15 protein-coding genes are annotated in these 19,928 nt (G+C 58.3%); 9 read left to right on the top strand and 6 right to left on the bottom strand.

The features are described 5' to 3' along the window. The first annotated feature begins 19 nt into the window (after window positions 1-19). The 6 genes from BM225_RS19515 (at window position 20) to BM225_RS19490 (ending at window position 7,012) form a co-directional block, all read left to right on the top strand. Window positions 20-862, top strand: a complete 843-nt coding sequence (locus BM225_RS19515) for a putative selenate ABC transporter substrate-binding protein (protein WP_072707555.1) — start codon at window positions 20-22, stop codon at window positions 860-862. Beyond that, a complete protein-coding gene (locus tag BM225_RS19510) occupies window positions 862-1,521 on the top strand; it encodes an ATP-binding cassette domain-containing protein (protein WP_072707557.1) in 660 nt (219 codons plus the stop codon). Before BM225_RS19515 ends, BM225_RS19510 begins: the two co-directional genes overlap by 1 nt. Beyond that, window positions 1,518-3,005, top strand: coding sequence for a PhnE/PtxC family ABC transporter permease (locus tag BM225_RS19505; RefSeq protein ID WP_072707569.1), 1,488 nt, complete (start codon window positions 1,518-1,520; stop codon window positions 3,003-3,005). Before BM225_RS19510 ends, BM225_RS19505 begins: the two co-directional genes overlap by 4 nt. 350 nt (window positions 3,006-3,355) lie before the next feature. Next, window positions 3,356-5,812, top strand: a complete 2,457-nt coding sequence (locus BM225_RS19500; RefSeq protein WP_072707571.1) for an ATP-binding protein — start codon at window positions 3,356-3,358, stop codon at window positions 5,810-5,812. Then, window positions 5,809-6,258 carry a response regulator gene (locus BM225_RS19495; protein ID WP_072707573.1) on the top strand — a complete coding sequence of 150 codons (450 nt, stop codon included), beginning with the start codon at window positions 5,809-5,811 and terminating at the stop codon, window positions 6,256-6,258. Before BM225_RS19500 ends, BM225_RS19495 begins: the two co-directional genes overlap by 4 nt. A gap of 10 nt (window positions 6,259-6,268) precedes the next feature. Then, window positions 6,269-7,012 carry a hypothetical protein gene (locus BM225_RS19490; RefSeq protein ID WP_072707575.1) on the top strand — a complete coding sequence of 248 codons (744 nt, stop codon included), beginning with the start codon at window positions 6,269-6,271 and terminating at the stop codon, window positions 7,010-7,012. On the opposite strand, the gene BM225_RS19485 is transcribed toward BM225_RS19490, so the two are convergent. Continuing rightward, window positions 7,009-8,907 (bottom strand): FAD-dependent monooxygenase, encoded by a 1,899-nt coding sequence (locus tag BM225_RS19485; RefSeq protein WP_072707577.1) that lies wholly within the window; start codon window positions 8,905-8,907, stop codon window positions 7,009-7,011. The two genes, BM225_RS19490 and BM225_RS19485, sit on opposite strands and share 4 nt — an antisense overlap. Before the next feature lie 141 nt (window positions 8,908-9,048). On the opposite strand from BM225_RS19485, the gene BM225_RS19480 reads away from it, so the two are divergent. Continuing rightward, window positions 9,049-9,477: a MarR family winged helix-turn-helix transcriptional regulator gene (locus BM225_RS19480; protein ID WP_072707579.1), complete on the top strand. Its 429-nt coding sequence runs from the start codon at window positions 9,049-9,051 to the stop codon at window positions 9,475-9,477. An 82-nt stretch (window positions 9,478-9,559) separates the two neighbouring features. Here BM225_RS19480 and BM225_RS19475 read toward each other — a convergent pair whose 3' ends face one another. Next, window positions 9,560-11,821, bottom strand: coding sequence for an adenosylcobalamin-dependent ribonucleoside-diphosphate reductase (locus BM225_RS19475; RefSeq protein ID WP_072707613.1), 2,262 nt, complete (start codon window positions 11,819-11,821; stop codon window positions 9,560-9,562). Window positions 11,822-12,193: 372 nt separating this feature from the next. Between BM225_RS19475 and BM225_RS19470 the strand changes: the two genes are divergently transcribed. After that, entirely contained in the window at window positions 12,194-12,625 is a 432-nt protein-coding gene (locus BM225_RS19470; protein WP_072707615.1) for a DUF1489 family protein, read from the top strand. A gap of 33 nt (window positions 12,626-12,658) precedes the next feature. Here BM225_RS19470 and hisG read toward each other — a convergent pair whose 3' ends face one another. The 3 genes from hisG to hisS are packed head-to-tail and all read right to left on the bottom strand — an operon-like array spanning window position 12,659 to window position 15,932. Continuing rightward, a complete protein-coding gene (gene hisG / locus BM225_RS19465; protein ID WP_072707617.1) occupies window positions 12,659-13,357 on the bottom strand; it encodes an ATP phosphoribosyltransferase in 699 nt (232 codons plus the stop codon). Further along, window positions 13,354-14,439 (bottom strand): ATP phosphoribosyltransferase regulatory subunit, encoded by a 1,086-nt coding sequence (locus BM225_RS19460; protein ID WP_072707619.1) that lies wholly within the window; start codon window positions 14,437-14,439, stop codon window positions 13,354-13,356. Before BM225_RS19460 ends, hisG begins: the two co-directional genes overlap by 4 nt. Next, a complete protein-coding gene (gene hisS, locus BM225_RS19455) occupies window positions 14,436-15,932 on the bottom strand; it encodes a histidine--tRNA ligase (protein ID WP_072707621.1) in 1,497 nt (498 codons plus the stop codon). The genes BM225_RS19460 and hisS overlap by 4 nt, the downstream gene beginning before the upstream one ends. A gap of 108 nt (window positions 15,933-16,040) precedes the next feature. Here hisS and BM225_RS19450 point away from each other — a divergent pair, with 108 nt between their 5' ends. Continuing rightward, window positions 16,041-16,247: a SlyX family protein gene (locus tag BM225_RS19450; protein ID WP_245780554.1), complete on the top strand. Its 207-nt coding sequence runs from the start codon at window positions 16,041-16,043 to the stop codon at window positions 16,245-16,247. Window positions 16,248-16,349: 102 nt separating this feature from the next. Here the strand turns inward: BM225_RS19450 and dnaE are convergent, their stop codons facing one another. Further along, window positions 16,350-19,865: a DNA polymerase III subunit alpha gene (dnaE, locus tag BM225_RS19445; protein ID WP_072707623.1), complete on the bottom strand. Its 3,516-nt coding sequence runs from the start codon at window positions 19,863-19,865 to the stop codon at window positions 16,350-16,352. Window positions 19,866-19,928: the final 63 nt, after the last annotated feature.

Raw genomic sequence — 19,928 nt, 5'->3', positions numbered from 1 at the left:
GAAAGCCAAAGGAATTGTTATGAAAAAGCTTCTTCTCGCGCTGCTCTGCACCGCCTCGCCGGCCCTGTCGGACACTCTCTATTTTTCGGCAATCCCTGACGACGACGAAACCCGCCTGATCGAACGCTTTGGCGCGGTCGCCGACTACCTTGAGGCCGAGCTTGGCGTCGCTGTCGAATACGTTCCTGTCAAAGATTATGGCGCGGCGGTCATGGCGTTCCGCAACGACCAGATTCAGCTGGGTTGGTTCGGCGGCTTGTCCGGCGTTCAGGCGCGTCTGGCGGTTCCCGGCTCGCAAGCCATCGCCCAAGGCGCCGAGGACGAAAGCTTTGTCACCTACTTCATCGCGAACACTGATACCGGCCTGACCGAAGCAGATGCTCTGCCCGACCTGTCGGGGCGCAGCTTTACCTTTGGCGCGCAGACCTCGACCTCGGGCCGTTTGATGCCCGAATTCTACATCCGCGAGCTGACCGGCAAAGCGCCCGAAGACCTGTTCAGCACTGTGGGCTTCAGCGGCGACCACGGCCAGACCCTGCGTTTGGTGGCCTCTGGCGCTTATGACGTCGGCGCGCTCAACTACACCGTTTACGACACTGCCGCAGCAGAAGCCGCGCCAGAAGCGGATCAGGCCACCGTCATCTGGAAAACCCCGCCCTATCCCGACTACAACTGGACCATCCGCGGCGACGTGGATGCACGCTTTGGCGAGGGCTTCACGCAGAAAGTCCAAGATGCCCTGCTCGGCATGGATGACGCGGACCTGCTCGCCAGCTTCCCGCGCTCTGAATTCATCGCGGCGGACAACGTTATGTACCAGCCAATCGAGGACACGGCCCGCGCCCTCGACATCATCGACTGATGACGACTCTGCTCACGCTGCAAAACGAGACGCTGGGATGGGGCGAGACGCCCGTGCTCACTGGCGTCTCGCTCTCGGTTCAGCAAGGCGAGCGGATCGCCTTGCTTGGCCCCAGCGGCGTCGGCAAAAGCACTTTGCTTCATACAATGTTTTCGCGACTTGCGGACCAGCGGGTCGCCTTGGCGCCCCAAGAGGCTGGGCTTGTTGTGCAACTCAGCGTCTTTCACAACGTGTGGATGGGCTGTCTGGACGACTTCAGCGCACCCCGCAATTTGCGCACGCTTCTCTGGCCCTCAGCGACTGAACGCGCCAAAGTCGAAGAGGTGCTTTCACAGACGGGCCTTGGCGGCCTTGGTCGGCGCAAGGTCAGCGCGCTCTCTGGTGGACAAAAGCAGCGGGTTGCCTTGTCGCGCGCCCTCCTGCGTCGCGGGGCGGTGGTGATCGCTGATGAACCTGTTTCTTCTGTTGATCCGGCCCAAGCACGCGATTTGCTGCGCACCGTCACCCAAACGTTTCAAACAAGTGTGCTAGCCCTACACGATGTGGCGCTCGCGCAAGGCTATGCGACACGAATTATCGGCCTGAGGGCCGGCAAAGTCGCCATTGATTGCGCAGCCGACGCGCTGTCACAAGCTGATATCATGAGCCTTTATTCATGAGCCTGAGCGGCCGTCATCTGCTGCTGGGGCTGGTTGGGTCGAGTTTGCTGGCCCTTTTCTTTGTCGACCTGAATGCAGGCGGGCCCGATCCGTGGCTGACCCTAAGCCGCATCGCCGAAGGCCTGCTCACCCCAAGTTTTCATAATCCCGGTGAGTTGCTGCGCGCGGCAGGCCTCACGCTTGCCTTTGCCTTTTGTGGCGTTGCCTTTGGCGCGACCATCGGACTTGTTCTGGCCCCGTTCTACCGCCTCCGCCGTGTCAGGTGGCCCTGTATTGCGATGCGGGCGCTTCACGAAATCTTCTGGGCCTTGCTGCTGCTGAATATCACGGGGCTGTCGCCGCTGACAGGCGTTCTGGCCATCGGCCTGCCCTACACTGGTATCTTCGCCAAAGTCTTTTCCGAATATCTGGACGAAGCCGACGCTCGCGCCGAGGCTGCACTTCCTCAGGTCGCATCTCCCTTGCTCCGCCTGCTCTGGGTGCGCCTGCCCGCGAGCTTGCCACAGATCAGGACCTATAGCCTCTATCGACTGGAATGTGGGCTTCGGTCCAGCGCTGTGCTCGGTTTCATCGGTTTGCCGACCCTTGGCTTCCACCTCGAAAGCTACTTCAAGCAAGCCTACTATGCCGAAGCCGCAGCGGTGTTCCTGATATTCCTCGCACTGATCCTGCCGCTACGCCACTGGGTGCGCTGGCGGCTGGTCCCGTTATTTATCGGAATGTCGATTTGGGCTCTGGCACAAGTGCCATTTCCCCCCATGGGACAGGGCGCTGTGTGGCGTTTTCTGACCGATCTCGTGCCCGCCCCCGCGCGGATCGAAGCGGATTGGCTGCCATGGCTTGAAAAGGTTCTTGTTGACCAAGCGCTACCCGGCGCCATCGCGACCCTCAGCCTGTCGCAAATCGCCTTTGGCGGTGCGACAGTGATGGCAGCGCTCAGCTTCCCAATCATTGTGCCGCGCGTGGCCGGCCACATCGGGGCAACGCTGGGACATGGTATCTTGGTCATTCTCCGCTCTACGCCGGAGTACATGCTCGCCTTTGTCCTCCTGCAAATTCTGGGGCCCTCCATGCTGCCCGCGATCATCGCTCTGGCGCTGCACAATGGCGCAATCATTGCTCATCTGCTGGGGCGCCAATCCGGTGACCTAACAATCCGACCCGACGCGCCGCGAGGTTTGAATTTCTGGGCTTGGGAGCTTTTCCCCCGCCTAACCGGAAACTTCTGGGCCCTGTGTCTCTACCGCTGGGAAATCATCCTTCGCGAAAGCGCAATCATGGGCCTGCTCGGCATTACAACGCTTGGCTTTTATGTGCAGGCCAACTTACAGCAGTTACGGATAGATCGGGCGCTACTCTTGCTCGCTGTTACAATTCTGCTTACAGCGTTGATCGATACCGCATCAAGAGCGCTACGCCGCCGTATGCAGGCCCAGCAGGTACTGCGTATCGAAGGCACCCGTGGAAGCGCCACAAAGGCGTAAAGCGACGGCATGTCCGACAACCGCCGATAGAATGTAAAACCTACCATATCGGATAGTATGAGCTTCCCTACTGTCAATTTTGACTAAAGGCTTGTAGTCTTGACGGGCTATACGTTTTGTTGGCAGATACAACTTATTAGGTGGATAAGTCATATCCCAAGGAAAGTTACTTCATGTCTCATGCCTCTCAACTGCCGAGAGGTTTTGAACGAGTCCGAGGCAAAGTAGGTCTGCGCACCTTAGCATTCTATGCTCTGCCACTAATTGTACTGATTACATCAATCTCGGCTCTCTCAGGTTGGTATTTCGGAATCGCCCGCCTCCTGGATATTTGGCCAGGCTTTTCCTTGATGTCTTTCAACACGGCGCTCAGCTTTGTCTTTGCGTCCTTGATGGTCTTTGCTCTGAACGCCGAGAACGAGAAATTCAGCTTCGGCTTCGGCGTACTGACAGGTGTACTCCCGACGCTCAGCCTCTTGAAATATGCTGGCTTGCTGACCTTGCCCGTCGACGACCTGCTGTTCGACACGACATCATCCGGCGGCTTTATGGCGGCAAACACAGCGGTTGGTTTGTTCGTCGCTGCGGTGACGGGAGTCCTTAGGTCGCTCATGGGTGACAAGCCTTGGGTCAGTGCGACGATCGCGGCATTGGGGCTGGCCATTCTGGGGTTAGGGCTGACCGGCCTTGCGACGTATGGGGTCAACATTATGGCCTCTTATATGTGGGTCGCGTTGACGGGAATGGCCCTGCATACAGCCCTGAATTTCGTAGTCCTTGGCCTTGCGATCGGACTGGCCAGTCGCGGCTTGCAAACGACCGTCCCCAATCAGCGCAAGGAAATTCTTGTCACCTCTGCGGTGGTCCTGGTCGCCGTCTTCATCACCTGCGGAATCTGGCGTCATTTGCTGGAGAGCGACCGGCAAAACACGGTCGATGGCGTCCATCACGAATTGAGTTTTATCCAAGAGTTGATCACCGTCGAATTCGAAAATCTGCAAGAGGCGCTTGAACGCATGGCGGATCGGCAAGCAGCGCGAGATGTGATCACCGCCGAGGGCTGGCAAGCGGACGCGGAAAAATATGCCGCAGATTTCCAGCAAATCCCGGGGATCGGCCTCGTGGACACCGACTACAAGATCATCGGGGTTGCTCCCTACAAAGAACTTCAGCCGGCCATGGGAGTTGGGCCGAATTTCAATCCAGATCGCACCAAGGCCATGTACGAGGCTGTTCTGCGCGGCTCCAGCGTACTCACAAAGCCCTTTGTCCTGTCGACGGGTCGCCAGAGCATCGTTCTATTCTCGCCAATCATCCGCGACACCGAATTCCGCGGATTGATCGCCGCATCCATCGAACTCAAACCGATGATCACCGCTTGGCTACGGGAAGACTTCGTAAACTTCTCGGTCGAGATTTGGGACGAAGATGCCACGATACTGTCCGTCCCATCGCAATTCGAAACCGCACCATCCTTTGCGGATCAGCGAGAAATCAGCGTTCTGAACAGAACATGGTCACTGCGCATGGTCCCCGACAAAGACTTTGTGCGTGCAGAAGTTCAGACGCTATCGCAAGCCGTACTGCCAATGGGGATGATCGTGACCTTGCTCTTGGCGATTGCAATCAACCGGAGCATGGCCGTCTCTCATCAGAATGGTCTGCTCAAGATCACAACCCATGATCTGCAGAACCGAGAAGCGCGCTTGGAGTACATGGCGCGTGAACGAGAGCTGGTAATCTCGAACACGTCAGAGGCGCTGATTTACCTAGATCGGCACAAAAATGTGCGCCTCGCCAACGACGCCGCAGCTAGGCTTCTAAAGACCGAACGCTGTCTGCTCGTCGGACGCCGCTTTTCAGCTCTGCCTTTCTTTTATGCCCAGTCCAAGAGCAAGCCGACGATTGACCAATTGATTGAATTTGGCCGGATCGAAGATATCGAGCTGCATCCAGCGAATTATGGCGATCACCCACTCAGCCTGTCTTTGTCGGCAACGCCAATTGCCTCGGGCTCAGGACAAGAAGAGGGTTATGTCATAGTGTTTTACGACATAACAGACCGTCGCCACCTAGAGCAGTCGCAAATTGCGCTACTGGAGTCGTTGGAAAGGTCGAACGAAGAACTGACGCAGTTCGCCCACATCTGTTCGCACGACTTGCAAGAGCCCTTCCGTATGATCGGTGCGTTCTCTGAAATGCTGGAGACCCATTTAAACAGCCAAGGTCAGATCGACGAGCAAACCACGCTCTATCTGAAATTCCTGACTGATGCGTCTGACCGCGGGATGTGCCTGATCCGAGATATCTTGGACTACAGCCGTGTCGAACACGGCAGCGATCAGCTCACTCTGGTCGAAAGCCGCGTCGTCGTGCACGAGATTTTTGCCAACTTCCGCGGAACCTCGGAGCGCAAGCTGGAGTTAACTCAGGAGGACTTGCCCTCTGTTCCATTTAGCAGAGTGCAGTTGATGCAGTTGTTCCAGAACCTGATCGGGAACGCGATCAAATATGCCAAAGCCGAAGGCCCAATCCGCGTGCACGTGCGCTGCCGCGACCAAGGCGATGTTTGGCGCTTTGAGGTTCAGGACTACGGCATCGGTATTGCCGAAAAGAACCTGAGTAAGATTTTCGAGATTTTCAAACGCCTCCATCGTCGTGACCAAATCCCCGGAACGGGGATCGGACTCGCGATTTGCCGCAAGATCGTCGAACGCCACGGCGGCACGATCTCGGTCGAGTCCACATTTGGGGAGGGGTCTACATTCTATTTCACCCTACCAAAACAAGGGGACCACACAGCATGAGCCACGCAAACAAAGTCGTCATCCTGCTGGTCGAGGACAATGAGGGAGACATCGTCCTAACCCAAGTTGCCATGCGCGAAGCCAAGCTAGCAAACCACTTGCTGATCGCCCGCGACGGGGACGAAGCGCTGGATATTTTGCACAAAAGAAACGGCTACGAAGACGCACCGACGCCTGACCTGATCCTCTTGGATTTGAACCTACCCAAAACAGATGGGCACGAGGTTCTGGCGTCGATGAAGACCCAAGAGGATTTGCGACGCATTCCAGTCGTCGTATTAACCACCTCAGAGTCCGATGCGGACCGGATCAAGAGTTACAACCTTCATGCAAATTGCTTTGTCTCAAAACCGCTCAAGGCTTCGTCCTTTGTAAAGGTGGTCCAAGACATCGAAACCTTTTGGCTGAGCATCGTCCGGTTGCCCCCAAAACCGGCTACAGAATAAAGAGGCATCTATGGTAAAAGATCGGCAGAACGACCGGCTCTCTTACGATGCAGTATTCGAGAGCTTTAACCTTTACGTCAGTGCCCTGCATCATGACGTGTCCGCCTCTTTGCGTCACAGCAACGGCTTTGCAACGCTCTTAAAAGAGGACGTGAAGACAGATCCAGACGCTCTGGAAAACTGGACCGAGCAGATCATCAATGCCTCTCAGAAGGGGCAAACAATCCTTCAACTGCTCACCCAATGCATGCGCCGCGCCTTGGCTACGAACAACCCAGAGCGTATCACCAAGCTCGAGGAAATCGTCGGCAGGCTAGAGCTTTCGTCTGCGTTGTCATTCGACGTGTCACAAGATCCCTTCACTGATCCGGTCAAACTCGAAGAAATTTATCTGGCGCTGGACAAATCGCTCCACATGGTCAGTTCGGCACCGGAAGCCTGTACGATCAGAACGGTTCGCGAAGAAGGTCGCCGGTATCTGCGTATCGTAGGCACGACGCCATCAACCGCAGTGCGCGAAACCAATGTCGACCGCTTTTTTATGCCGATGAAGTTTGATCAGGGTGACTTTTCCGATGTCCGTGATCCAGTCGTCTTTCAAGTTAAAATCACAGCCGCCGCACTTCATGGAAACGCGACAGCTGCGATGACCTCGGATGGCCTGTTGCAGATCGAAGTGGTGCTTCCCGACTTTCCCGACGTCTACCCCGAGACGCCGGTTTCAGCAGAAGGAGCGGAAACGGCAGGCGCCTAAGTCGGGCGCAGTACGCCCGCGAAGAAATCCGTCAACTCGGCACGCGCATCGAGCGGCAGAACCTGAGCCACGTACTGGTCGGGGCGAACGATAACAACGCACCCCTGCGCCCGATCAATCCCGCGCATCTCGTAGATGTCACCTTGATCTTTGTGGTCGAGACAGAACACCTTTTCGTAGTCCTGCAGCCCGTAACGCCCTTTCTTTGGCTTCAACAGCGACGGCATCTCCTCATAGGCCAATGTGTCAAAGGTCGCTGGAAGGATTGCGCGCACATCAATGATGCTATCGATATCTTCTCCATCGCGCGTATGGCGCACAATCGGCGACTGCGGGTCCTGCTCAAGCCAGTCGGCAAGGCCATATAGCTTCGCCGCATCCTCTCCGGCAAACGCATAGACCCGCCAGCGGGTGTCCGCGTCAGCCACATGCCCCAACTGCATTTGCATCGCATCTGCCAGACGAACCACAGGTGCTGAGTGAAAGCGTTTGCCCACGATCAGGCCCTTTGCCAAGTCCTGATGATCCGGCGCCCCGACCAGAGACGACTGATCATATTTCACGGCCAAACCACCGGTGAACTCAAGGTTTTCGATGAACTGCTTTTGAAAGCGCGGCATTCCGGCGCCATCCAGTTCCGACTGCCCCGGAGGCGCGGACATGATGCGCGCCCATTGGTGGTCTGTATCGATCAGGCGCTTTGCCTCGACCCAGCGTTCGGCAGAATAGGTCCGCAATAGACTGGGATCGGCGCGCCCCTGCAGCACATGAACCAGCTTCCAGCCCAGATTGAACGTATCTTGCATCGATACATTCATCCCCTGACCCGCCTTGGGGCTGTGGGTGTGACATGCATCACCAGCGGTAAACACGCGTGGATCGCGGTCTTCTCCTGCGGGAACATCATCGAAACGATCTGTCAGGCGATGGCCGATTTCGTAGATTGACCACCACGCGATCTCCTTTACGTCGATGGTGTAGGGCGCCATGATCCGGTTTGCGGCAGCAATCATATCATCTGCCGTGAAATTGCGGCTCGACACACGCTCGTCGGGGTTCAGCTTGTCCAACTCCACATACATGCGGAACAGATAGCCCCCTTCGCGCGGCAAAATCAGAATATTGCCCTCGGATTGCGAGGCAATCAGGCACTTCTGGCGGACATCCGGAAAATCGGTATTCGCAAGGATATCCATAACGCCCCAAGCCTGATGGGCCGCTTCTCCGTGCAGGGTGCCGCCGATGGCTTCGCGCACCTTGGAGCGCGCGCCATCGCAGCCAACAACGTAACGCGCTCGTACTTTTCGCGTGTCGCCAGCATTCACACCGGTATTCTCGAGCGTGACAGTGACCGGATAATCCTCGGCATCGGGATCAACGGTGACGTCCAAAACCTGCCAGCTATAGTCTGGCTCCAACCGAGACGCCGAATTTCGCATCACATCCAAAAAGAGCTCGTGAATGCGGGCCTGATTGATCAGCGTATGCGGCATCTCAGAGGAGTCGTCAGGCACGTCCTGCACGCGTCCCACCCTCTTGATGTGTGCGGGCTTTGCAGGGTCCGGCGTCCAGAACGTGGTCTGGTTGACCCAGTAGCTCTCGCGCTTGACCTTTTCGCCGAAACCAAAGGCCTGAAACATCTCCATCGTGCGGGTATTCACGCCATCGGCTTGTCCCTTTTCCAAGGGCCCCGGCTTGCGCTCGACAATCATCGTTTCAATGTCCGGAAACCGCGCCAGTTGTGCCGCCAAACACAGCCCAGCCGGTCCACACCCAGAGATCAGCACATCAACCTTCTCGGGCAACGGCGCAAAGGGCCCCCGATCACGGCGTGATGACGCTGCATTGCGGATGTCCGGATCCCCACCCCGAAAACCGTTCTCATAGAATTGCACTTGCCTCTCCCCTTAGCGTCCGCGATCTCTTCCCCTATTTAGTATCTATACTTATTAAATTCCAAGAAAAAAGTAAGTATACATCTCTTTTCTCTTAATATATTGTTTTTCGTTATAATTCTTGCGCGAAAAGGATCTGCCATGCACGCTTCTAAGATGGCCGGACATTTGATTCGGCGCATGAACCAGATTTCGACTCATGTATTCTCGCAGCGAATGCAGGCAGAGGGCCGCGACCTGACGCCAGTGCAGTTCGCCGCGCTGGATGCGATCATTGCCAATCCGGGGATCGACCAAGCCAGCGTCGCAGCGAGAATCGCCTATGATCGCGCGACGATCGGGGGAGTCATCGATCGGCTGGAGCAAAAGGGCTATGTGGAGCGCACAGTAAGCCGCCGTGACCGCCGCGCCAGAGAGGTCCGCGCCACCAAGCTCGGCCAAAAAGAATTCGACGCAATTTTACCGATCGTCGAAGCATTGCAGAACGATGTGCTGGCCGGCCTGAACGACCCCGAAAAAGAGCTCTTTCGCACCCTCGCCCAAAAGGTGATCGATTACGACGCTGGTTAGCGTCACTTCAATCAGTATAGCACATAAAAAATACGCCCACAATACTGAGGGCATATTTTCATTTTAAAATCAATTACTTAGATCATCCGCACTTGCTGTGACCACAAGACGAACAGGTCATGCATCCTTCGACCATCATCATCGAATACTGGCCACAGCTGGGGCAGGATTTGCCTTTGGGCTGGTCGAGATTAACCACCTGCGCTTGGGGGTCAGTTTTCAGCCCCATGCCTTCGCCTTCCATGAAGCCAATGGACACAAGATGCTGCTCGATCACGCTACCAATCGCCGCGAGGATCGAGGGGATGTACTTGCCTTGGATCCAAGCACCGCCACGAGGGTCGAACACGGCTTTCAGCTCTTCGGCGACAAAGGTGATGTCCCCGCCACGGCGGAACACGGCCGAGATCATGCGGGTCAGCGCGACGGTCCAGGCAAAGTGCTCCATGTTCTTGGAGTTGATGAAGACTTCGAACGGACGGCGGCGGCCGCCGACGATCACATCGTTGATGGTCAGGTAGATCGCGTGCTCGCTATCAGGCCACTTTAGCTTGTAGGTGTTGCCTTCCAGCGCCTGCGGACGGTCCAGAGGCTCGGACAGGTAGACGACATCTGCGCCTTCGTCCTGCTCGGGGGCCTTCTCGCTCTCTTCGCTGACGGACAGGACCGACCCGGTCACGTCATTCGGACGGTAGGTTGTGCAGCCCTTACATCCCTGATCCCATGCCGCCATGTAAACGTCCTTGAAATCATCAAAGCTGATGTCTTCGGGGCAGTTGATGGTCTTGGAGATCGAGCTGTCGATCCACTTCTGCGCGGCCGCCTGCATTTTCACGTGGGCCGAAGGCTCCAGCGTCTGCGCGTTCACGAAGTAGTCGGGCAGTTCTGCGTCGCCCTTCTTTTCGCGCCACATCTGAACAGCGTAATCGACCACTTCCTCTTCGGTGCGGCTGCCGTCTTTTTGCAGAACCTTGCGCTTGTAGGCGTATGCAAAGACCGGCTCGATGCCCGAGCTGACATTGCCCGCATACAGCGAGATAGTGCCTGTGGGCGCGATCGAGGTCAGCAGCGCGTTGCGGATACCGTGCTCTGCGATCTCGGCGCGGACGTCGTCGTCCATCTGCTTCATGTTGCCCGAGGACAGGTAGCCTTCGGCGTCGAACAGCGGGAAAGCGCCCTTTTCTTTGGCCAGCTCGACCGACGCAAGATAGGACGCACGAGCGATCAGCTTCATCCACTTTTCAGTCTGCGCTGCAGCTTCGTCAGAGCCATATTTCAGGCCAACCATCAAAAGCGCGTCCGCCAAACCGGTCACACCCAGACCGATGCGGCGCTTCTGTTCTGCTTCGCGGGCCTGCGCTTCCAGCGGGAAGCGGCTGGCATCGACTACGTTGTCCATCATGCGCACAGCCAGAGCGACCAGCTCTTCGAGCTTGTCCTCGTTCAGAACAGCGCCGTCCTCGAACGCATTGTCCACCAGACGGGCCATGTTGATCGAGCCCAGCAAGCACGCGCCATAGGGCGGCAAGGGCTGCTCGCCGCAAGGGTTGGTCGCAGCAATGCTCTCGCAGTAGCCGAGGTTGTTCATCGTGTTGATGCGGTCGATAAAGATTACGCCGGGCTCGGCGTAGTCGTAGGTCGACTTCATGATCTTGTTCCACAGATCACGGGCCTCGACGGTTTTGTATACCTTGTCGCCGAATTTCAGTTCCCAGCTGCCATCGTTCTTGACCGCTTCCATGAACGCGTCGGTGACCAGAACGGACACGTTGAACATGCGCAGACGGGCTGCGTCGGATTTCGCGGTGATGAAATCCTCAATGTCGGGGTGATCGCAGCGCATGGTGGCCATCATCGCGCCGCGGCGGCTGCCTGCGGACATGATGGTGCGGCACATCGCATCCCAAACGTCCATGAAAGACAGCGGGCCGGACGCATCTGCCGCCACGCCTTTGACATCCGCGCCACGGGGGCGAATGGTGCTGAAGTCATAACCGATGCCGCCGCCCTGCTGCATGGTCAGCGCGGCCTCTTTCAGCATGTCAAAGATTCCCGCCATGCTGTCGGGGATCGTGCCCATCACAAAGCAGTTAAACAGGGTCACTGTGCGGCCGGTGCCAGCACCTGCGGTAATGCGGCCAGCGGGCAGAAATTTGAAATCCTCGAGCGCGCCGTAGAATTTCTTTTCCCAAGTCTCGGGGTCTTTCTCGACCGACGCGAGGCTCGTCGCGATTCGGCGCCAAGTGTCCTCGACCGTGCCATCAATCGGCTGCCCGTCTGCCTGTTTCAAACGGTACTTCATATCCCAGATTTGTTCGGCAATGGGGGCAGCAAAGCGGGTCATTTCAGCCTCGAATTTTTGTGATGGTCCGGAGGCGCTAGCTAGTGCAGACGCCATGTTTGGTCAACGCGTTTATCGCCGAAAACAGCCTTTTTGTCACCATATATAGGATAAATAATTATCCACATCCCTACATTTAGGGGGATGCCTTTTTCGACTGCGTGTTGCGAGATCTAGCAGACATTGAAAAAACGCCTTCCCTTCTGAGGGTTAAGGCATCCTCTTCTTGCACCTTTAATTCGGGCCATTAGGGATTTCCCCCTAAGGTTGCGCGGTATTCACAAGTGCCTGTGGAAAACTCTCTGCTGGAAAGTCACAGCAAGCGTCTTGTCCCCCCCTGACAATCGGCTAAGTACCGATCCAAGGTGGTTAACAATGTCTGAATACATCAATCTGCTGAAGCTCTGCGTCGGCGCGGAACAGGTCGAAGATCTGCTAAATTGGCAAAAGAACCCGCGGGCCAAAGGGCCGGACGGGCGGATTCGCCACGTCACTCGCATGTGGCCCAAACGCGAAGCCGAAATTCTGAACGGCGGATCGCTCTACTGGGTGTTCAAGGGCGTGATTCTGGCGCGCCAGCGGATCATCGGTCTGGACGAGGTCGATACAGGCGACGGCATCCGCCGCTGCGGGATCGTACTGGACGACGAAGTGCAGCGCACCGAACCTGCCCCGCGCCGCCCGTTCCAAGGCTGGCGCTACCTCAAGCCCGAAGACAGCCCACGTGATCTGCGCAAAGGGCGCGAGAGCGAAGACAATCTTCCGCCAGAACTATCCGCCGCACTTGCCGACATCGGTGTGATCTAAAAGCAAAGGGGCGCCGCAGCGCCCCATATCAGATCAGTTCCAGACACCGAGCTTTTTCAGCAGCTCGGTGCGTGTGGCGCGATCCTCGTCGCTCAGCTTCAAACCGCGCGCCTTGAACAGTGTCGCCTGAGACCGCAGCACCAATGCATCCGACAGAATCTTAAGGTGGTTCGCGCGCAAGGTTTCACCAGAGCTGGTGATGTCTGCCACGGCCTCGGCGGTCAGGTTTTTGATCGTGCCCTCGGTCGCGCCTTGGCTGTCGACCAACTGGTAGTCGGCAACGCCATGCTCTTTCAGGTACTCGCGCACCAGACGGTGGTATTTCGTGGCAATTCGCAGGCGGAAGCCATGCTCAGCGCGGAAGGCCGCAGACACCGCATCCAGATCTTCCAGCGTATCCACATCAACCCAGACCTGCGGCACCGCAATAATCAGGTCCGCCTGACCAAACCCAAGTTCTGCCAGTTCCTCGACCCGCTGCTCCCACTGGCTCAGCTTTTCGCGGATCAGGTCCTGCCCCGTCACACCCAGATGGATGCGGCCCGCCGCCAGTTCACGGGGAATTTCGCCCGCGGACAACAGCACCAGTTCGACGCCTTCGATCCCTTCGACCTTGCCCGCGTATTCACGCTCGGACCCCGCCCGCGACAGGGACACGCCCCGCTCTGCGAACCAGTCAAAGGTCTTTTCCATCAAACGGCCCTTCGAGGGCACACCGATTTTGATCGTCATGACAGACCTCCGAGGTCCAGAACCAGCCCAGGACGGATGACGCCGCCAACAGCCGGAATTTCACGCCCCTGCCCCAGTTTCGAGGTCAGCGCGTCATAGCGCCCACCCGTCGCCACGGGGGGCAGATCGGGGCGATCCTCGGCAATTAGGCCAAAGACGAAACCGTCGTAATATTCCATCGAGGTCCGGCCGTAGGTCGCCTCGAACACCAGTGACTCGAGCGAAACGCCAAGTTTCTCAAGCGCCGCGCTACGGGCCGCCATCCGCTCCACAGCGTCATTGATCGCGGGCAGATCAACTGCCAGATCGCGGAGCTGCTCTAGCGCAAAAGGCACGGTTTCGCGCACATCTAATAGAGCCTCGATCAGCTCGATCTCCCGCTCGGAAATCGGTGCGGTTGCGGCGTCTTCTTTCAGCGCGGTGATGCGCTCCTCAATCTCAGCAGCAGAGCGCAGGCCGATCATTGGGCCCGCGTTCGCCATCGGATCAGGAGCGTTCAGCAGAGCGGTACGGGCGGCGGGCACAGGTGCACGGCCCGAAAAACGATCGAGCAAAGCGCGGAACCGGCGGGGATGCCAGATGTGGCGCAGCAAGGCAGCCTTGCGACGCTCGGTGGTCTCAAGGCCCTCAATAGCGGCACGCAGCAAACCGATGTCGCCGGTCACCGCCTTCAGCCCCATCGGCTTCAAAACTTCGGCGATACGGGCGAACACCTCGGCCTCGGCCCCGACAGGATCGGCGCGGTCAAACACTTCGTAACCGACCTGCAGGTATTCGATGGCACGGTCAGGGTTCTCTTCCTGACGGCGGAAAACCTCGCCTGCATAGGTATAGCGCGCAGGCTCTGCGCCTTGGGCCATGTGCATTTCGACCACAGGCACGGTGAAGTCGGGACGCATGAACATCTCGCCCCGAGCGGGGTCCGAGGTCACATAGGCACGGCCGCGAATATCCTCGCCATAAAGGTCGAGCAATTTCTCCGCCGGCAACAGGAACGGTGGCTCTACAGGCACCGCGCCTTGGGCTTCGAACTGCGCACGCAGTTCGGCTGCCAGTTTGCGGGGGGCACTACGGTCGATCATTTGTACAGATCCAGAATTTCGCGCACCTTGGCGACCAGATCACCGCGTGCCACTTCGTACTGCGACGGACGGTCCTTCCACTCCTCAAGGGTCGCCTCTTCGGCGATCTTGGCGCCAAGGATCAGGTCCTTGATCTGGATGACCCCGCGCTCGGCCTCGTCTCCACCTTCGATGACGGCCACGGGGCTGTTACGCTTGTCCGCATACTTCAACTGGTTGCCAAAATTCTTGGGGTTACCCAGATAGACCTCGGCGCGGATGCCAGCCTCGCGCAACTCGCGCACCATCAGCTGGTAGTCGGCCATACGGGCCTTATCCATCACGGTGACAACCACAGGGCCACGGGCGCTGTCCTGACCGATGCGGCCCTTGGCGCGCAGAGCGGCCAGCAGACGGTCCACACCAATCGAGACACCAGTCGCAGGGACTGCCTGACCAGTGAAGCGCTTGACCAGATCATCATAGCGGCCACCACCGGCCACCGAACCGAACTGGCGCTTGCGTCCCTTTTCGTCGAAGATTTCAAAGGTCAGTTCGGCCTCGTAGACGGGGCCGGTGTAATACCCCAAACCGCGCACGACCGAGGGGTCGACAATGATACGGTCGGGGCCGTAGCCTTGGGCATCCAGAAGGGTCGCGATCTCTTCGAGCTCGTCCACCCCTTCGGAGCCGATCTTGCTCTCGCCAACCAGTTCGCGCAAACGGGCCAGTGTTTCGGCGCCGATGTCTCGGCGGGCATCCATGAAACCCATGACCACGTCGGCCTGCGCGTCAGCCAGTCCAGCACCCTTGGTAAAGTCGCCGCTTTCGTCCTTGCGGCCCTCACCCAGCAGGGCGCGCACGCCGTCCTCGCCCAAGCGGTCCAGCTTGTCGATGGCGCGCAGAACGATGCCGCGCTCTGCCTCGAACTTAGTCTCGTCACTGGGGTCCAGAACGCCCGCCACTTCCATGACGCCATTCAGAACCTTGCGGTTGTTGATGCGCACGATGTAGTCGCCGCGCGGGATGCCCACACGCTCCAGAGTATCCGACAGCATCGCGCAAATCTCGGCATCCGCCGCGACTGATGGTGCGCCCACGGTATCTGCATCGCACTGGTAGAACTGGCGGAAGCGGCCGGGGCCGGGCTTTTCGTTGCGCCAGACAGGGCCCATCGCATAGCGGCGATAGGGGGTCGGCAGGTCGTTGCGGAACTGCGCATAGACCCGGGCCAAAGGCGCGGTCATGTCATAGCGCAGAGCAACCCAGCCGCTGTCATCCTCTTCCCAGCCAAACACGCCTTCGTTCGGGCGATCCACGTCAGGCAGGAATTTCCCCAGCGCCTCGACGGTTTCGACAGCGCTGGTTTCCAGAGCATCAAAGCCATAGTGGCTGTAGACCTCGGCAATCTGGCGCAGCATTTCCTGACGCTCGGTGACTTCATGGCCGAAATAGTCACGAAAGCCTTTGGGGGTTTCGGCCTTGGGCCGGGGCTGTTTCTTGACTTTGGCCATGGGAACACTCCAGATAGGGTTCTTTTCGCGGCGGGGTGTAGCGTTTGAACGCCGCGGGGGCAAGCGGCGGCACGTGACAAAGCCAAAACGACGCGCAAGGAAAACAGCATGGAAAACCGGATCAACCAACTTGAAGAGCGCGTGGCGCATCTGCTGAAATCCGTGGACGACATGTCAGACATCGTCGCACGGCAAGACACGGAAATCGCAATTCTGACACGGCGGGTGCAATTGCTCATGGAACGCGAGGCTGCGCGGGAATACGCAGACGGCGCCGCCGAGATCGTCGGCGATGAACGGCCACCGCACTACTAACGGCTGCCGTTGCGCCGTGAGTATTTAGACAAAGCAGAAAGCGCAGCCTCTTTTTGCCCTAAATACTCACTGTTGGCTGGCCGCAAAGAGCGGACCGCGCGATTAGATCTCTTCGACTTCCAGAATACCGTTCATGCTCTTGAGCGCGCCCTTTATCTGGGGGCTGACGGGGAACTGCGCGCCCAGATCGATTTCGACCTCGCCGGGCAGATCGTCCGAAAGCAGGCAGCAATAGATTGGGCCTTTGGCGGCGCGGGGGGCGGCTTTGACCGCGTCCTCTAGCAGGGCCGCCATCATGGGCAGCGCCTCTGGCGTGTCCAAATAGATCCGCAGGCCAGACGATCCGGCGTCCGCCACCATGGTATCCAAGGGCGCGATACTTCGGCCCAGCAGTTTGACCTGCTCTGATTCGTAGGTGGCCTCGACCGTGCAGACCACATTTGAGCCGCTGTCCAAAAACTCGCGTGACTTCTCCAAAGCTTCGGAAAAGAGCGTGACTTCGAATTGGCCAGTCGGGTCGCTCATCTGGACAAAGGCAAAACGGTTGCCCTTGGCCGATTTACGCTCCTGACGCGAGGCGACAACGCCCGCCAGTTTGGCGATCTGCGGGCCTTCTTGGACCTTGCGACTGAGTTCGTCAAAGGTCATCACCTTTTTGCGCTTCAGCACGCCGCGGTAGTCGTCCAGCGGATGGCCAGACAGGTAGAAGCCGATGGCGCGGAATTCCTCGGCTAGGCGTTCAGCGGGAAGCCAATCGTTGCGTTTCGACAGGCGCGGTTCGGGCAGGTCATCGCCCGCATCGCCGAACAGTGACACCTGATTGGACGCACGCTGTTCGTGGATCGCCGCCGAATACTGTACCAAACCATCAAGGCTGTCGAACACCCGCGCGCGATTTGAATCCAGCTGATCAAAGGCCCCTGCACGCGCCAGCATCTCCAGCGGGCGCTTGCCCACGCGCTTCAGATCCACTCGGCGGGCGAAATCGAACAGCGTCTTGAAGGGCTGCCCGTCCCGCGCCCGTTCGATCATCCGCATCGCGTCTTCGCCCACGTTCTTGAGTGCGCCCAAAGCGTAGACCAGCTTGCCATCCGTCACATCGAATGTCGCGAGCGAGCGGTTGACGCAAGGCGGCACGATCTCGATCCCCAGACCGCCCTTTTCCTTGGCTTTGCGGACCTCGTCAGCATAGACGGCCAGCTTTTCAGTCAGGTGGGAATCGCAGTTCATGACACCGGCCATGAACTCGACCGGATGGTTCGCCTTGAGCCAAGCGGTCTGGTAGGACACCACCGCATAAGCCGCCGCGTGGGATTTGTTGAAGCCGTAGTTCGCGAACTTCTCCAGCAGGTCGAAAACCTCGCCTGCTTTCTTGTCGTCGACGCCGTTCTTTTTGGCCCCTTCGGTGAACTTTGGGCGTTCGGCGTCCATCGCCTCTTTGATCTTTTTACCCATCGCGCGGCGGAGCAAGTCCGCGCCGCCAAGGCTGTAGCCCGCCATGACCTGCGCGATCTGCATCACCTGTTCCTGATAAACGATGATGCCCTGCGTTTCGGCAAGGATGTGGTCGATCGTGGGGTGGATGGATTCCAGAGGCCGCAGCCCGTGCTTCACCTCGCAATAGACGGGAATGTTTTCCATCGGGCCGGGGCGATACAGGGCCACAAGCGCAACGATGTCTTCGATACAGGTGGGCTTCATGCGCTTGAGCGCATCCATCATGCCCGAGCTTTCCACCTGGAACACGGCGACCGTCTTCGCATCGGCATAAAGCTTGTAGGTCCGCTCGTCATCCAAGGGGATCGCGTTGATCTGGTTCTCGGCCCCTTCTGCGGGGACATACAGCTGCTTGCCGTCCGGCCCCACATGCAGATCGCGTCCGCCTTTGTGGATCAGGTTGATGGCGTTCTGAATCACGGTCAGCGTTTTCAGACCCAAGAAGTCGAATTTGACCAGACCCGCCTGTTCCACCCACTTCATGTTGAATTGGGTCGCAGGCATGTCTGACCGTGGGTCCTGATAGAGCGGCACCAATTCGTCCAGCGGACGGTCGCCAATCACAACACCCGCCGCGTGGGTCGAAGCATTCCGCAGGAGGCCCTCGATCTGCTGGCCATAGGTCAGCAGGCGGTCCACCACTGGCTCGCTCCGCGCCTCTTCGCGCAGGCGAGGTTCGTCCATCAGGGCCTGCTTGATCGACACAGGCTTGACCCCCTCGACGGGGATCATCTTGGACAGGCGGTCCACCTGACCATAAGGCATTTGCAAAACACGGCCCACGTCGCGCACCGCCGCTTTGGACAGCAGCGCACCGAACGTAATGATCTGCGCGACCTTGTCCCGCCCGTACTTCTCTTGCACGTACTGGATGACTTCTTCGCGGCGATCCATGCAGAAGTCGATGTCGAAGTCCGGCATCGATACACGTTCCGGGTTCAGAAAACGTTCGAACAGCAAGCTATAGCGCAGGGGATCAAGGTCGGTGATCGTCAGAACATAGGCCACCAGCGAACCCGCACCCGAACCACGCCCAGGACCAACGGGAATATCGTGTTCCTTGGCCCATTTGATGAAGTCCGCAACGATCAGGAAGTATCCGGGGAAACCCATCCCCTCGATGATATCCAGCTCGAATTTCAGACGCGCTTCGTATTCGGACCGGTCCGCGACAGCCTCAATCACCGCCAGACGCTTGTCCAAACCTTCCCACGCCTGACGACGCAGTTCCTCGACCTCGTCATCGGCGAACTTGGGCAGAATGGGCGCGCGCTTCTCCGCCTTATAGGCGCACCGCTTGGCGATTTCGATGGTGTTTTCCAAGGCCTCGGGCAGATCGGCAAACAGGGTCGCCATTTCCTGTGGCGACTTGAAGTAATGTTCGCGCGTCAACCGCCGCCGCGCCTCGGCTTGGTCCACATAGGACCCCTCGGCGATACAAATCAACGCGTCATGGGCCTCGTAAATCTCGGGCTTGGGGAAATAGACATCGTTGGTCGCCACCAGAGGCAGGTCCATCGCATAGGCCATCTCGACCAATCCGCGCTCGCTCTGCCGTTCGTTATGGGGCAATCCATCCTCAGCCGGATGGCGCTGCAACTCCACATATAGCCGATCGCCAAACATGCACGAAAGCCGCTGCATCAACGCCTCGGCCGCTGGCCGCTGCCCCTGTTGCAAGAGCATTCCCACAGGCCCGTCGGGCCCGCCGGTCAAGCAAATCAGATCGCCCGAATACGTTTCCAACTCTTCCAAAGTAACCTGCGGCGGCTCTCCGTCCCGCTTGAAATAAAGCGCAGAATTGAGCTTCATCATATTCATGTAGCCCCCTTCATTCTGCGCCAGCAGAACCACCGGCGCAGGCATACGCGGACGCTCGCCCACCGCAGGCTCCACATACCGCACGGACACCTGACAGCCCAAGATCGGCTGAATGCCGGCCCCCTTGGCGTATTCGGAAAACTCCAATGCACAGAAGTTGTTATTGGTATCCGTAACCGCCACAGCGGGCATCCCCGCATCGGCACAGAGGCCAGGCAGTTTCTTGACTGTCACCGCCCCCTCAAGGAGCGAATATTCGGTGTGGACGCGCAGGTGAATGAATCGGGGATCAGTGCTCATGCTGCGACACTACCCTCGCCCCCGCACCGCGAAAACCCCTCTTCATCTTGGTTCAAAAACCCC

Origin of the sequence: Donghicola eburneus (assembly GCF_900115865.1) — a bacterium.
In the GTDB taxonomy this organism is placed as follows: Bacteria; Pseudomonadota; Alphaproteobacteria; order Rhodobacterales; family Rhodobacteraceae; genus Donghicola; species Donghicola eburneus.
Note: the sequence above shows the minus strand (reverse complement) of the source record. Positions and strands in the feature narration are given on the sequence as shown.